Below are 15,285 nucleotides of genomic sequence, written 5' to 3'. Positions count from 1 at the left end.
GGCCTGTCTTCCTGACAGGCCGTTGCACTTCCTGTGCGGCATTCCATTGCCTGGTTGCCGCACAGTCATTTCCAATCAGGCAGGCGCGGCTCAGGCGAGCAGAGCCTTACCGGCTTCAACCACTTTATCGACAGTGAAACCGAACATCTCAAACAACTGATTGGCAGGCGCTGACTCACCGAAAGTCGTCATGCCAATAATGCGGCCATTCAGGCCGACATACTTATACCAGTAATCGGCAATGCCCGCTTCCACTGCCAATCGTTTTGTGACATTGGCTGGCAGTACGGCTTCTTTGTAAGCCGCTTCCTGCTGGTCAAATACGTCGGTAGATGGCATGGAAACCACGCGCACCTTGGCGCCAGTAGCGGCCAGCTCAGCCTGGGCCTTAACTGCCAACTCGACTTCGCTGCCGGTGGCAATGATGATCAGCTCAGGCGTGCCTTCACAATCCACCAGCACATAACCGCCCTTGGCCACATCGCTCAGCTGCTCGGCGCTACGTGGCATCTGGGTCAGGTTCTGACGCGAGAAGATCAGTGAAGTTGGGCCGTCTTTGCGCTCAATGGCGTACTTCCAGGCGATGGCAGATTCTACCTGGTCACATGGACGCCAGGTGCTCATGTTGGGAGTCATACGCAAAGAGGCAATCTGCTCAACCGGCTGGTGAGTCGGGCCATCTTCACCCAGACCAATGGAGTCGTGGGTATAGACTTGAATATTCTGCACCTTCATCAGCGCAGCCATCCGCATGGCGTTACGGGCGTATTCCATAAACATCAGGAAGGTGGCGCCGTAAGGAACAAACCCGCCGTGCAGGGCAATACCGTTGATGATGGCGGTCATACCAAACTCACGCACACCATAGTGCAGGTAGTTGCCGCTGGCATCTTCGGCCGAAATAGGTTTGGAACCTGAGTACATGGTCAGGTTGGAAGGCGCCAGGTCAGCACTGCCCCCTAAGAATTCCGGTAGCATTTTACCGAAAGCTTCCAGCGCATTTTGCGAGGCCTTACGGGAAGCAATATTGGCAGGATTGGCCTGCAACTGCTCTATATAGGCGTTGGCATCGGCGTCAAAGTTGGCTGGCAGTTCACCGTTAAGGCGACGCTTGAGCTCGGCGGCCAGCGCAGGGTGAGCGGCTTCATAGGCGGCGAACTTGTCGTTCCAGCTACTTTCGGCGGCCTTACCGGCTTCCTTGGCATCCCAGGCGGCATAGATTTCAGATGGGATCACAAATGGGTCGTGCTTCCAGCCCAGGAATTCACGGGTGGCGGCGATTTCAGCATCACCCAGTGGCGCACCGTGGCAATCATGAGAACCGGACTTGTTGGGAGAACCGTAACCTATTACGGTCTTGCAGCAAATCAGCGATGGACGCGGATCAGCCTTGGCGGCTTCAATGGCGGCGTTAATAGCTTGTGGGTCGTGACCATCGACACCGGCAACCACGTGCCAGCCATAGGCTTCAAAGCGCTTGGGAGTATCATCGCTGAACCAACCTTCAACATGACCATCGATGGAGATACCGTTGTCATCCCAGAAGGCGATCAGTTTGCCAAGACCCAGGGTACCGGCCAGTGAGCAGGCCTCATGGGAGATACCTTCCATCAGGCAACCGTCACCCATGAAGACATAAGTGTGATGATCGACAATATCGTGACCGTCACGGTTAAACTGAGCCGCCAGAGCCTTTTCCGCAATCGCCATACCTACGGCATTGGTGATGCCTTGCCCCAGAGGCCCTGTGGTGGTTTCGATGCCGGGAGCATAACCATATTCAGGATGGCCCGGAGTGCGTGAGTGCAGTTGACGGAACTGCTTGAGATCTTCAATGCCCAGATCATAACCCGCCAGATGCAGCAGTGAGTAATGCAGCATGGAACCATGGCCGTTTGACAGCACAAAGCGGTCGCGGTCGGCCCATTGAGGGTTCACAGGGTTGTGCTTGAGGTGATCCCGCCACAGGACTTCGGCGATATCTGCCATCCCCATGGGAGCACCGGGGTGGCCGGAATTGGCCTTTTGGACAGCGTCCATACTTAAAACACGGATAGCGTTAGCGAGTTCTTTACGGGAAGACATGCTCTCTCCTGCTTGATCTTAGAGGTCTTGGGCAAAATGGAGTCATATTTTCCCCTACCGGGCAGAAGGACGCAAATAAAATTCACCCTCTCACGACGGCAAAAGCAGCCCAGGCTTTGCTTTGTGTTTACATTTGCACCTCATTTACGAAGCTTACCGCTCACAAAGCTGTCAACTTGCCTGTCCGCTGATCGCTTTCAATGCGGCTGCCTGGGTTAAAGCGCCATAGGAAAAACCCCATCCAGATACAGATGAACCTGATACATTTCAGCAAAATAGCTGAAAACAGTGGAAAAAGCTCTTAGTCATTTGGGCCGATTCCTGCGCCATGGCGCACAAATATTTGCGACAAGGGGTGTCATCCCAGTCGAATTCCACTAAAATGGCCGTCTAGATGTAGATGCTTCTACACGTTTGAATTCCACAGACGAGATTTTCCGAATTATGGCAAAACACTTGTTTACCTCTGAGTCAGTCTCAGAAGGACATCCAGATAAAATCGCCGATCAGATTTCTGATGCGGTACTCGACGCGATTCTGGCTCAGGATCCCAAGGCCCGCGTAGCCTGTGAAACCTTGGTCAAGACAGGTATGGTACTGGTAGCCGGTGAAGTCACCACCTCTGCCTGGGTCGATATTGAAGAACTGACCCGTAAAACCGTTCGCGAAATAGGTTATACCCACTCGGATATGGGTTTTGATGCCGACAGCTGTGCGGTACTGAACGCCATCGGCAAGCAGTCCCCCGATATCAACCAGGGTGTAGACCGTGCCGATCCCAAAGAACAGGGTGCCGGTGACCAGGGTCTGATGTTTGGTTACGCCAGCAATGAGACCGACGTGCTGATGCCGGCTCCTATCACCTACGCTCACCAGTTGGTTAAGCGCCAGTCAGAAGTCCGCAAGAGCGGCGCTCTGCCTTGGCTGCGCCCCGATGCCAAGTCTCAGGTGACTTTCGCCTACGAAGACAACAAGATTGTCGGTATCGATGCCGTGGTACTTTCTACCCAGCATTGCGAAAGCGTCAGCCAAGCGGATCTGGTGGAAGGCGTGATGGAAACCATCATCAAGCCGGTATTGCCTGCCCAGTGGCTGAACAAGGACACCAAGTACTTCATCAACCCAACCGGCCGTTTCGTTATCGGTGGCCCTATGGGTGACTGTGGTTTGACCGGTCGCAAGATCATTGTTGATACCTACGGCGGCATGGCCCGTCACGGTGGTGGCGCCTTCTCAGGTAAAGACCCATCCAAGGTTGACCGTAGCGCCGCTTACGCTGCCCGTTACGTTGCCAAGAACATAGTGGCTGCAGGTCTGGCGGATCGCTGTGAAATCCAGGTGTCTTACGCCATTGGTGTGGCCGAACCGACCTCCATCAGTGTGGAAACCTTCGGTACAGGCAAAGTCTCGCAAGAATTGCTTATCCAGTTGGTACGTCAGCACTTCGATCTGCGTCCATACGGCCTGACCGAGATGCTGGATCTGGCGCGTCCCATCTATCAAGGCACCGCCGCTTACGGTCACTTCGGCCGTGACGAGTTCCCATGGGAGCAAACCAACAAGGCTGAAGCCCTGCGCGCCGACGCAGGTCTGTAATAGACTCAGCTTGTAAAAACCGCCTCAGGGCGGTTTTTTTATATCTGCCGGGCTGACACTCAGTAACAGTGATCGAAATGGGCCGTTTCCATACAGAGGTAACCCAACTGCTCGGCCGATAGCGGCGTGATATCCAACACTTTCATTGGAGTGAATTCGGTGTCGGTCAATAGACGGATCTGCACCTGATAACTGTTGCTGCGCCCACAGTCAAAACAAACGCCCAAGGCTTGCAGCAGATAATGCGGCTTGCCATCGATTTGGGCTTCAAAAGCCTTTGCCTGCTCGCCCTGCAGCGCTAAAACAGACACCAGGTATCTGACATTATCCCAGGCAGAGAGCCTTAGCGACTCACAGGCTTGCAGTAGGGTTTCTGGCGTGTTTTGCATCTTACTCTCCCGCGTAAAAGCAACTGTTACCCCAGCAGCAGATAAAAATCCCTGCCACAAAGGGTGACAAAGTCCAGGGTGCGCATGCGGCCATCCCGGCTATGGGCACGTATAGACGCCTCGTTGTCCTCGGCGATCAGTGCCAGCCAAGGCGCACTGATGTTGGCTCTGGCGGCGCCGTAAAGCTTATCAAACACGCCCTTGCCACGATAATCAGGATGCACCCAAACCGGGCCGTAATTCAGAGTCTGCTGCCAGTTCAGCCCCAGGTCAAAGCGATTCTGGGCCAGTTGCCGACAGAGGGCCTGACACAAAGGCGAATGCTTGAGTTTATCCCAACTGCCGCTTATCAGATAACCGACTACCTTAGTCGCGTCCAACGCCAGCCATACATGACCGGAAGCCACCAGAGGTTCAAGCTCCTTGGCCGAAAAACCCTGCCCTTGCATGCCCTGTGTACGCTCTCTGGCACTCAATTCATCCTGGCCGAAGCGCTGCTCCAGACAAGCTATCGTCTCAACATCGGCCGCCTCGGCCTGGCGGTATTGCATGGTTTTCGGCATTAAAAAGACTCAGCAATAAAAGAAGCCGCATTATAGCCAAAGCAGGTTTGAGCCGCACTCGATTTGCGAAATTCCCATACTGCTTCCACACTTAAAGTTGAACTTAAGCCACTTCACTCAGGAAGAGACATGCTCCCGGATACCATAGACCCAGGCAAGAGCCTATTGGAAAATGAAAGCCACAGACTCAACCTTATTCGCTGGATGCATCAATGTGAGCTAATGAAACGTTACTACCAGGCCGACAAAGTCTTTGTGCTGCAAAAGACAGATCAGGGATTCGAAGTCATTGTCAGCGCCGCCGATGCCAGCCACAGGTTCCCGCCCGGCAAGGTATTCTCTGCAGATGAAAGTGTATTCCAGCGTATGGTCGATAGCCCACCCGAGGGCGTCAATCTGGATCTCACCCGCTCCACCAATGATGACAACCCAAAAGAGTTCAGCAATGTCCTGGGAATTCTATCCCGGCCAGTGCTCTGGCCCGACGGTTCAGTATTCGGTTGCCTGTGTGTCATCAATGCCCATGCCAGCGAGCAGCAGCACATAAGCCCTTATATGCTGGAACCGTTTCAAATTCTGCTACAGCAAGACTTGGCGCTCCTATGCCAAAGCCATAGAATCGAATCGCTATCCATGCGTGACCGGGATACCGGCATACTCAACCGTTATGGTTTCATTATGATGGCGCCCAGACAGCTCAATCTCGGTCGCCGCTTCGGTGCTCATTCAGGCATTATTTTTTTTGAGTTGGTACCTGGTGTGAATATGGATGCCGAAACGCTGGCACGTCATCATAAGGAACTCGGCAACCTGATCCTCAGTACCATAAGAACCGCGGATATTGCCGCCCACTACAACGACAGCCAATACGTCTTGCTGGTGTTTGTCGACCTGGAACGGGATCTGGAACACATTATCAAACGCCTTGAACGGCAGATGAACCAGTTTTCGGCACCATTGCAGTTGGACTCCAGCAGTTGCTTTTTCAGCCCGGATTCAGCAGCCAAGCTGGCACCCATGCTGGAAAGTGCCAGAGCAGGACTCAAGTCATCCAAACAAAAGAAAGAAACAGAAAAGCCTTGATTCAAAGCACAGAACAAGCATTAAAAAGACTTAGATCCAATAACCGATTCTTTGCATTTCATTAACGAGAACGGTTAGGTATCCTGAGGCAATCCCAGCCATCAAAAATACGATAACTATATGCATGCGCCACTGACGGAGAAAACCACTGGCTTAAGAGACCACCCCAACGACCCTTTAAAGCTCAGCCATTGGCAAAACCGCTTAACCACTGTCAGAGAAATATTTCATGCACAAACCGTATTACTGCTGCAGTATATGCCTGATACTCAAGTTCAGGTATTGAGCTACAGTTCGGCGGCTGAAATCCCAACTGAATTTGAAGATATTGCCTCTATGCTGCAACACTTTGCTGCTAACCCGGCCAAGACCATCAATTACCCACTTCATTGGTCCGATGGCAAGCTGTTTGGTGAATTACTGATCCTCAATGGCAAACCCAAGGTGGCGATAGAGCAGTTGCAGTCTTTGCTCGAGCCTATGTTGGCGCTGCTCAAAAGTGAGCTTGGACAGTTGCAATTGATGGAGCAGATGGAGTCTCTGTCTTTGCAAGATGAACTCACAGGTATGCTCAATCCCAGGGGCTTTAATCTACTGGCACCAAGGCAGTTGAGTCTTAGTCGCCGTTTGGGCTCCCATGCCGGACTTTTACTGTTGGAAGGCAAGGAACTTAACTCAAACCGTATTGCCGGACTACAACAAGATAAGGCCCTGAAAATACTGGCAAGGGTGATACTGGAAAACATGCGTGAAGCCGATATCTGCACCAGGTTGAATAAAAGCCAATTCATTATCCTGGCATTTGTAGACAACCAAGCGCATTTGGATATTCTCACCAGCCGCCTAAAAAAGCAGGTCAGTCGCAGCGATTGCGGCCTACAACTGCTGGTTGGGAAAAGCTTCTTTGCACCTGACTCCCACTTCAAACTTTCACCTATGTTGGAACAGGCAGAGCAAGATCTACTGCAATATAAAACTTAACGCCAATCCGGCATAAGCCGCTTATGTTGAGTAAACCAAGCTACGAACTTGGGCGATTATTGCGGTTTTTGATCCTGTGCCTTGGCCCATTGGATAAAGATAACCACAGGATATGGCGACATAAATACCAAGCCCAAGCCTATCAGCGAGGCAATAGTCAACATTCCGCTGACCTCTAGCGCCATAGTGGTCAACATATAAAGCCCAATACCGCCAAGCAGCATTAACACTCCCATCCAATGTAACAACTTTAGAAGGCCTATCACTGAGTTAGCATTGGATATCACCCTTCTCCCCCTTTTTAATCCGCGTTATTCTTGTCACACTATAAAGGCTTTATAGACTAATGGAAAAATGACCATGATTAAGAAAACTCTCGTAGCTGCTGCGCTGCTATTTGGTCTGGCTGCCTGCCAAACCACCCCGGATACCCAAGGTCAGTTTCTGCCACTGGAAGGCAGCTGGCAAGTAGAAAGCATTATGGGACAACCGACAATAGATTACAGTCCCGCCCAGCTGGTTTTTACCAAGGATGGCAAATTGTCAGGTAACAACAGCTGCAATAACTTCTTCGGCACCTATTCCCAGGAAGGCTTGAAGTTAAAGCTCTCCCCCGCCGGCAGCACAATGAAAGCCTGTGTCGATGCACTGATGGCCCAAGAACAACTGGTGATGCAGGCCCTACCTCAGGTGACCCAAGGTGAAATCAGCAATGGCAAACTCTTGCTCAAGGGGGTTGACGGCCAGGTTCTGCTGCAACTCAGCAGCCTCTGATTTTTCCCTTCAGTCATAAAAAAACCGCCTTCAGGCGGTTTTTTCATTTATGTAACTCATATCAATTACGACCATGCTCTATAGTGTCAACGGCATTCTGTTCAGCTATCAGAGCACTCTGCTGCATATCGGCATTATAGTGTTCAATATCCAATTCATTTTCCGACTTGGCAATCACAGTAGTTGCCACCAAGTCGCCGGAGACGTTAACCACAGTGCGGGCCATATCCAGAATACGGTCGATACCGGCAATAATCGCCACCCCTTCCAGCGGCAAACCTACTGTGGTCAGCACCAGCGTCAACATCACCAAACCGGCGCCGGGCACACCTGCAGTACCTATAGAAGCCAGCGTCGCTGTCAGAATAATAGTGATGTAGTCCACCCAGGTGAGGTCTATGCCAAAGGCCTGAGCCACAAACAGCGCAGTCACCCCTTGGTAGAGTGCGGTGCCATCCATATTGATAGTGGTACCCAGCGGTAGCACAAAACTGGAGATCTTCTTGTTCACCCCCAAGTACTCACTGGCACACTTCATACTGGCCGGCAAGCTCCCCGCCGAGCTTGACGTGGTGAAGGCGACAGCCATGGCATTGCTTATACCCTTAAAGAAATGCAATGGATTGAGACGGGCAAAGACACTCAAGACCAAGCTGTAGAAGCCGACAATATGCAGGAAACAACCGATATAAACGGCAACAATCACCTTAATGAGCGGCAACAACATCTCCATGCCATACTCACCGGCGACCCAAGCCATCAAGCCAAACACCCCGTAGGGCGCCAGACTCATCACCATATCGGTCAGTTTATACATAGCTTCTGCCAGGCTCTCGAATACCCGAATCGCAGGCTTGCCATGTTCCCCTATCAACACCAGGGCAATCCCCAGCGCTACCGCAAACACTATCACTTGCAGTATCTGCCCTTCGGCCAAAGCCGATACTGGATTGGTAGGCACTATGTTGATCAGGGTTTCCATCAAAGAGGGGGCCTGGGCAACCTTTTCGGTACCGATTTCAGGTGTCATGCTCAAGCCGGATCCCGGACGTATGACAGAACCGACAATCAACCCCAGGCTGATGGCAATGGAAGTGGTACCCAGGTAGAAAGCAAAGGATTTAAAACCTATCCGCCCCATCTTGGCGGTATCCTGCATTGAGGTCACCCCCACTATCAGCGAGCAGAACACCAAAGGCACTATCAGCATCTTGATAGTGTTGACGAACAGAGTCCCTATCGGCTTGAGATAGATGGCATCTTTACCCAGCATCAGTCCTGTGCTCATCCCCAGAACCATACCTATCAGTATCTTCAGCCACAAAGGCAGCCCCGACCAGCGTGACCACAGACGGCCGATGCGTGAAGGTTCGTGTTTTGACATGTGTAAACCTTGATATTTGAAAAAGAGAGGGGCCATTTCCTTGGCAGATGGCCGAGATCAGACATCAAGGCCGGTGCGCGAGTTTAGCACAGAGCACCTTCCGCAAGGATGATCTGTATCACGCTGCCCGGTTCCTGAGGGAGTAACCATGAGTTGGCACTTGATAATCCGAGCAAAGCCGGAAGTGACACTTTGATCCAGTCCCCTTTGCGCCTACACCTGACTGCTGATAAATTGTGCCCCGCCCCACAAACACTCCGAAGCAAACAGAACTCAAAGGAATAATTATGCTGCTAAGAAAAGGTACCCCAAAAGACACCGAGGCCCTGGTGGCCTTCAACCAGGCGATGGCACAGGAAACCGAAGGATTGGCACTGGATAGCGACACCCTGAGCCGTGGCGTCAGCACTCTATTGGAAAACCCCGCCAAAGGTTTTTATCTGGTGGCGGAGATCGATGGAGAGATTGCAGGCTCCTTGATGGTTACCTATGAATGGAGTGACTGGCGCGCCGCCGACTACTTCTGGATCCAGAGTGTCTATATCAAACCCGAGCACAGACGCAAGGGGATCTACCGCGCCCTGTATCAGGAGGTCAAAGCGCTGGCAGAGCGCCAGGGGGGCGCCGCCAGCTTCAGGCTCTATGTCGAGCAGGAAAACTCTCGTGCCCAGCAAACTTACCAGTCACTGGGCATGAGTCAGAGCCACTACTTGATGTATGAAGAAAATCCCGCCTGAGTTCAGGCGCAGATACTGGTAACCTTAATGGCCAGGCCACCCTGACTGGTTTCCCGGTACTTGGCGCTCATGTCCTTGCCGGTTTCATACATGGTGGCTATCACCTTATCCAGGCTGACTCTGGGCTCACAGTTACGCCGCAGCGCCATTCGGGCCGAGTTAACCGCCTTCACGGCGGCAATGGCGTTACGCTCAATACAGGGCACTTGAACCTGCCCGGCGACAGGATCGCAAGTAAGCCCCAGATTGTGCTCCATGCCGATTTCGGCCGCCATACACACCTGGGCTGGGCTGGCTCCCATCAGCTCGGCCAAACCGGCCGCCGCCATGGAGCAGGCAACCCCGACCTCACCCTGACACCCTACTTCGGCACCCGAGATAGAGGCATTACGCTTGTAAAGCCCACCTATGGCCGCGGCGGTCAGCAAAAAGCGACTGTACTCCTTCTGCCCCAAAGGACGAATGAACTTGTCAAAATAGGCCATCACGGCCGGAATAATCCCGGCCGCTCCATTGGTCGGCGAAGTCACTACCCGACCACCGGCCGCATTTTCCTCACTGACCGCCAGGGCAAACAGGTTCACCCAATCGACTATGACCATAGGATCGCTGGAAAGACGCTCCCCGGTTTGCAATTGCCGCAACAGTGCCGGTGCCCGCCTTGGCACTCTCAATGGCCCGGCCAGAATCCCTTCGGTATGACATCCCTTGTCGATGGCTTGCTTCATTGTGTGCCAGATATTGCCAAGACCGCGGTAGATGCGCTCCTCTGGAGCCAACGCCTTTTCATTGGCCAGCATCAGCGCACTGATACTCATGCCGTGTTCGCGGCACAGTGCCAGCAACTCTTCGGCATTGGTAAAGGGGTAAGGTAAGCTCTGCTCACTCGCAACTTGTTTACCAAAGTCGGCCTCTTCCACCACAAAACCACCGCCGATGGAATAGTAGGTCTTGCTGGTCAATACCAGCTCACCGGCCCAGGCGGTGAGCCGCATGGCATTTTCATGCAGCGGCAGGGTCTCACTATGAAACTGCACGGCATCGGCCGGAAAGGCCACCTTGTGCCCGTGTCCGAGCACGAGTTCACCACAGGCCTGCACCTGCTGGATAAATGCCGGGATCGCATCTATATCCACAGCCTCCGGACTATTGCCCGCCAACCCCATAATGATGGCGATATCTGTATGGTGGCCCTTGCCGGTCAGCGACAGTGAACCATAAACATCGACACTTACCCGGGTTAGCCGACTCAAACGTCCTTCAAGATGCAGCTGCTCGACAAAATCCCGCGCCGCCTTCATAGGGCCTACAGTATGAGAGCTGGAAGGGCCCACACCTATCTTGAAAATATCAAAGGTACTGAACATGCTCACCTCAGTAACTTATCCTTGGAAGAAGGAGTAAAAAATGGCGGTCATGGACATCAAACCCGCCACTATCACAAAGATGTTGCTCAAACGACCGCGATAGGCTTTGAGTGCCGGTACTTTGTAAACAGCATACATAGGCATCAGGTAGAGAATGGCCGCGATCACTGGGCCGCCCAGAGCTTCAATCATAGTCAGGATACTGGGGTTGGCGATTGCCGCGCCCCAAACAGTCAGAAACATAAACAGCTGAATACCGCGATTCAGCCCCTTGTCGCTGCAACGCTCTCGAACGAATGGCAACTGTTTGGAGGCAATTCCCTTCAACCCTTCAGTGGCTCCCAGATAGTGGCCAAAGAAAGAGGAAACTATGGCCACAAACGCAACAACCGGCCCCACATAGCTGATAAACGCACTGTCATGGATATTGGCCAGGTAAGACAAAATCGGTAGGTTGGATGCCTTGGCTTGTGCCAGTTGTGCCGGACTCATGGCCAGTACACAGGAAAACACAAACAGCATCACAAACCCCAGCAACATCATGGCAGTATTACGCAAGATCATATCGGCCTTCTTGGCCGCATTGGCGCCATGTTCCCGCTTCAGTGATACCGCAAACTGGGAAATTGCCGGAGAATGGTTAAAGGAGAAGATCAACACAGGGATGGTGACCCAAACAATACCGAGAAACTCTCCGGCCGAAGGAACCTGCATCAAGGCATCCAGCTTCCAATCGGGAATGAGATAGAGCGACATAAACAGCAAGATGCCAACCAGAGGATAAACCAGGAATTGAGTCACTTTGAGCATCAGCCGCTCACCGGCCACCATCACGGCCATCATACCGGCAATCAAAGCACCGGACAGTAACCAACGCGGCAAAGATGCCATCCCCAATTGATGCACCATAAAACTGTCAACCGTATTGGTAATACTCACGCCATAAATCAACACAATGGGGTAGATGGCCAAAAAATAGAGCCAGGTAATGGCGCGACCTGCGCCAACACCGAAGTACTCCTCGACCACTTGAGTGATATCACTGCCTTCAATCTTCGAGGCACAAACAAAGCGAGACAAGCCCCGGTGAGAAAGATAGGTCATGGGACCTATCAAAATGGTCAGCAACAACAGCGGCCAAAAACCACCGAGACCGGCATTCATAGGTAAAAACAGGATCCCGGCGCCCACGGCAGTGCCAAACAGACTCAGCATCCAGGTGGTATCCTGGGCCGTCCAGGCCAGTGAGCCTGACACTTGTCCCTTTCCCGGTGTGGTGGGGGTCAGTACTGCGTCTTGAACCTGCGTACCTGTGATCTCTTGTTGCATAAGGATTACCTTAACTTCGGCTTTAATTGGCGGCAAGCATAGCCAATCGCCCACCAAAGAAATTGATCTGAACCGCCATTCACGACACTGAACTTGAGCTCTACGTCATAACTGGGATCCAGATCGGCCTTTGGCTGTAATAAAATTTCAATTAAGCAACAAGTTGATTCCACCCCGCAAAGCCGTGGAAACACAGACGCTACCTTGAATGTCAGCCGGTAAAGCATCAGGTTTGCAGAGAAAAACAGCAACAGAGATCACCGGCACGTTCGAGATAAAAATATGACATGACTCAACAAGGCTGAATTAAAACCCGACAGTGGTCACGGTCCAAGTTGTAATTTTATTAACAAACCGGCAGCAGGCAAAAAAAATGCCGCTCATCGAGATGAACGGCATTGAAGCTGAAAGAATAGCGCTTAACGCTCGAGCGTCAGTTCCATCTTGGATACGGTTGCCGCATCAATATCCGCTTCTTTGAACAGCAAGGGGCGGAAACGTTTCTCACTGGAGTAGAGCGCGGTCTGATCGGCAAACTCGGGACGCAGAATATTGCTGGTCTCTGAGTAGGTCAGTATCCCTCTCGCCTCCGGGCCCTCATCGGTAAAGCTCACCGCCATCATCCAGCTGGAGCCATAACGAACCTGATAGCCCTTGGCGCTCAGACCGGAATCCAGCGCTTTGCCGCTCAGAATATCGGTTGCCGGAGCGTAAGAGTGCTGCGGGATAAGCGTGTCGTCACCACTGGTCTTGGTGGAAAATACGTTGAAACCACCCTCGGCATGATGACTGCCGGGCCAGGGCAAACGCACGCCACTGGCACTGCCATCCGGCAATGAACGCTCGACAAACTGCACACTGCCAAGGGGCGCATCAACGGCAAAACCGGCCGCTTCCAGGTTGAGCGCGGCATGTGCCAGCGCAGTGAGCGCCGAACCGTCAGGACTCAGCCCTGTGGGAGTGGTCGCCGGCTGCAAATAATCAAAGCCTTGGGTCAACATGGTTTTGTCATTGAACAGGTGGGCGAATTCCCGAAGCAAGGCGCCGCCTTTACTGTCGTTGTCCTGATGACCATTCCAGGCCTTGAGCGCCGCGCAGGCAGCGCTGATATCCTTGGCAAGGGTACCGACCATTACAGGTTCACTGCCCTTGGCCTCGCACTGGGCAATCAGATCATCCAAAACCATTTCGGCCAGATAGCTGCGGTTGTTGAGCACTGCCGCCTCCAGTTCATCCAGGTTGAACTTGCCATCACTACCGGCGGCATCACCAAGCAGCTTGAGCCCCATGCGGGTTCTCATGCTCAGTTGGCCACGCTCCGGGCCATACATGGGGGAGAAATACTCCAGCGGCTCGGCCGGGTTGGTAGACCAGAAGGAGTTGTTGGAGTTTTGTACAAAGTCTGTGCGTTCCAACTTGGGCGCCCGCTCGAAAGGCGTGGGGCCATCGAAAGCGAACAATGAGGTATTGCCCGGCAATATGGTAAAGCCTGCCTGCGCCTTGGCCGCCTTGATCTCAGGGGAAGTCTTCAGCAATACCACAGCCGCCTCGGATAATCCAGGCACGGTAGAGTCATCGATATAGAAGGCGTTGCCTTCCCTGTCGGCATACATGGTGTTGTTGAAGATCATGCCGTCATAGTCTTTAAATGCCTGCACAAACTCCTGCTTGTTGGCGGCCATGTTCATCGCCAGCCAGTGATCCACGGGATCCATGGTCGCCATGTTGGCATCCTGCAACATAAAGGCCTGGCCATCATCCCAGCCAAAAGGTGCCTGGGTGGCAGGCGCTTCGACTATAGGTCCCTTGGGAGTGGTATAGATATCTTTTTCGGCTACCAGCATACCCGCCGGACCGGCATTGACCAGCACCTGCACGGTTTCCTTGCTGATAGGCATAGGCTCACCGTCAAACAGATACTGCATTCGGTCGCCGGAAACCAGCTCCAGATTATAGACCACAAAATGTTCGGCGGTGGAGAAGGTATGGGTCCAGGCGAGATCTTTGTTGAAACCAATATTGATTGGGCCCGGCATGCCTACCAGAGAGCCGCCCATCACATCCAGGTGACCGGGAATGGTGGCATGGGACTGCCAGAACCTCAGGTTACCCGTATGCGGGAAGTGCGGGTTCCCAAGCACCATGCCCTTGCCGTTTTCCGTCTTGTCTTTGCCAAGGCCCCAGCCGTTGGAGCCCAGTTCACCCGGGTTGGTCTCCGGGGTTGAAATATTGGCGGCTCTGGCAATCAGCTTGCTGTTGATGTCATTGACAAAAGCGGTCTGGGCGGCAGAGGCCGGAGCCGGGCCGACTATTCGCGGCAGATATTCATCACCATCACCCGGATTGGCGTAAAAAATAAGATCCAGGAAGTTGGCCGCCCCCGGTAACAGGGCAATTGAAAACAGGTAGGTCACCACATCTTCAGGTTCAATAGGCTTGACCCAGGGTTGCCCGGCACAGAAGGGCTCGGCCTGTTGCTTGCCTTCGGCCACATCGCTTAAATACCGGTTATAGCCGGCGACAAACCCGCTGATCAGTGCCCGGGAGTTTTCGCTGAATTCAGGCCATTTGACCTCGGCCTGAGCTCTGACCTTGAGCGCCTTGTAGGCAAAGTCGGAGATCAGGTTGCCATTGTCTTCCCGGGCCGGGATCCCTGTGGTGAAGTCCAAGCTGGCATGGGGGCCGAAATACATGGAACGCTCTGAGTTGGCCTTAACAAAACCATCGGCCAGGATACACAGATTATCCTGAGCCTGCACATAGCCGTTACCGAATCCCAGGCTTTCCAAATTGTCGGCTTGAATATGAGGTACACCGAAACTGGTGCGCCGAACGCTGACCGAGAGCTTGCCGTCCGGTGCAAATGCCTGCAGTGTGTTATCGACCGGAGGCGGGTTCTGATCATTATCGTCATCCGAACAGCCAACGAGTGCCAGGGTGCCTGCCAGCCCCATGGCGTACATGAGTTTGTTGAATTTCATTATAATTATCTCTTTT

General features: G+C 53.0%; 13 protein-coding genes. 5 read left to right on the top strand and 8 right to left on the bottom strand.

All coding sequences use genetic code 11. The features are described 5' to 3' along the window. Positions 1 to 90: 90 nt before the first annotated feature. Entirely contained in the window at positions 91 to 2,085 is a 1,995-nt protein-coding gene (gene tkt, locus ACMHXE_RS05105) for a transketolase (RefSeq protein WP_165565564.1), read from the bottom strand. A 444-nt stretch (positions 2,086 to 2,529) separates the two neighbouring features. Here tkt and metK point away from each other — a divergent pair, with 444 nt between their 5' ends. Next, complete coding sequence (gene metK, locus ACMHXE_RS05100) at positions 2,530 to 3,681, top strand: methionine adenosyltransferase (protein ID WP_071475766.1); 1,152 nt, start codon at positions 2,530 to 2,532, stop codon at positions 3,679 to 3,681. Between the two features lie 59 nt (positions 3,682 to 3,740). Here the strand turns inward: metK and ACMHXE_RS05095 are convergent, their stop codons facing one another. Together ACMHXE_RS05095 and ACMHXE_RS05090 are read right to left on the bottom strand one after the other, a co-directional pair. Continuing rightward, entirely contained in the window at positions 3,741 to 4,070 is a 330-nt protein-coding gene (locus ACMHXE_RS05095; RefSeq protein ID WP_025010014.1) for a hypothetical protein, read from the bottom strand. 26 nt (positions 4,071 to 4,096) lie between these two features. After that, complete coding sequence (locus tag ACMHXE_RS05090) at positions 4,097 to 4,633, bottom strand: hypothetical protein (RefSeq protein WP_146225996.1); 537 nt, start codon at positions 4,631 to 4,633, stop codon at positions 4,097 to 4,099. Between the two features lie 129 nt (positions 4,634 to 4,762). Here ACMHXE_RS05090 and ACMHXE_RS05085 point away from each other — a divergent pair, with 129 nt between their 5' ends. Both ACMHXE_RS05085 and ACMHXE_RS05080 read left to right on the top strand, forming a co-directional pair. Then, complete coding sequence (locus ACMHXE_RS05085) at positions 4,763 to 5,716, top strand: deoxycytidine triphosphate deaminase (protein ID WP_101053788.1); 954 nt, start codon at positions 4,763 to 4,765, stop codon at positions 5,714 to 5,716. 120 nt (positions 5,717 to 5,836) lie between these two features. After that, positions 5,837 to 6,697 (top strand): diguanylate cyclase domain-containing protein, encoded by an 861-nt coding sequence (locus ACMHXE_RS05080; protein ID WP_224866136.1) that lies wholly within the window; start codon positions 5,837 to 5,839, stop codon positions 6,695 to 6,697. A 56-nt stretch (positions 6,698 to 6,753) separates the two neighbouring features. Here the strand turns inward: ACMHXE_RS05080 and ACMHXE_RS05075 are convergent, their stop codons facing one another. Then, entirely contained in the window at positions 6,754 to 6,933 is a 180-nt protein-coding gene (locus ACMHXE_RS05075) for a hypothetical protein (protein ID WP_101053796.1), read from the bottom strand. 124 nt (positions 6,934 to 7,057) lie between these two features. On the opposite strand from ACMHXE_RS05075, the gene ACMHXE_RS05070 reads away from it, so the two are divergent. Then, positions 7,058 to 7,471 (top strand): META domain-containing protein, encoded by a 414-nt coding sequence (locus tag ACMHXE_RS05070; RefSeq protein WP_101053799.1) that lies wholly within the window; start codon positions 7,058 to 7,060, stop codon positions 7,469 to 7,471. 61 nt (positions 7,472 to 7,532) lie between these two features. On the opposite strand, the gene ACMHXE_RS05065 is transcribed toward ACMHXE_RS05070, so the two are convergent. Further along, positions 7,533 to 8,855 (bottom strand): dicarboxylate/amino acid:cation symporter, encoded by a 1,323-nt coding sequence (locus ACMHXE_RS05065; protein ID WP_039033182.1) that lies wholly within the window; start codon positions 8,853 to 8,855, stop codon positions 7,533 to 7,535. Positions 8,856 to 9,142: 287 nt separating this feature from the next. Between ACMHXE_RS05065 and ACMHXE_RS05060 the strand changes: the two genes are divergently transcribed. Continuing rightward, positions 9,143 to 9,592, top strand: coding sequence for an N-acetyltransferase family protein (locus ACMHXE_RS05060; protein WP_413731566.1), 450 nt, complete (start codon positions 9,143 to 9,145; stop codon positions 9,590 to 9,592). Between the two features lie 2 nt (positions 9,593 to 9,594). On the opposite strand, the gene ACMHXE_RS05055 is transcribed toward ACMHXE_RS05060, so the two are convergent. The 3 genes from ACMHXE_RS05055 to ACMHXE_RS05045 form a co-directional block, all read right to left on the bottom strand. Next, a complete protein-coding gene (locus ACMHXE_RS05055) occupies positions 9,595 to 10,959 on the bottom strand; it encodes an L-serine ammonia-lyase (protein ID WP_101053806.1) in 1,365 nt (454 codons plus the stop codon). A gap of 15 nt (positions 10,960 to 10,974) precedes the next feature. After that, positions 10,975 to 12,288: an aromatic amino acid transport family protein gene (locus tag ACMHXE_RS05050; RefSeq protein WP_101053809.1), complete on the bottom strand. Its 1,314-nt coding sequence runs from the start codon at positions 12,286 to 12,288 to the stop codon at positions 10,975 to 10,977. Between the two features lie 419 nt (positions 12,289 to 12,707). Beyond that, positions 12,708 to 15,269: an acylase gene (locus ACMHXE_RS05045; RefSeq protein WP_101053811.1), complete on the bottom strand. Its 2,562-nt coding sequence runs from the start codon at positions 15,267 to 15,269 to the stop codon at positions 12,708 to 12,710. Positions 15,270 to 15,285: the final 16 nt, after the last annotated feature.

It is taken from the genome of Shewanella sp. BJSY2023SW007 (assembly GCF_047314525.1).
Classification (GTDB): domain Bacteria; phylum Pseudomonadota; class Gammaproteobacteria; order Enterobacterales; family Shewanellaceae; genus Shewanella; species Shewanella chilikensis.
Note: the sequence above shows the minus strand (reverse complement) of the source record. Positions and strands in the feature narration are given on the sequence as shown.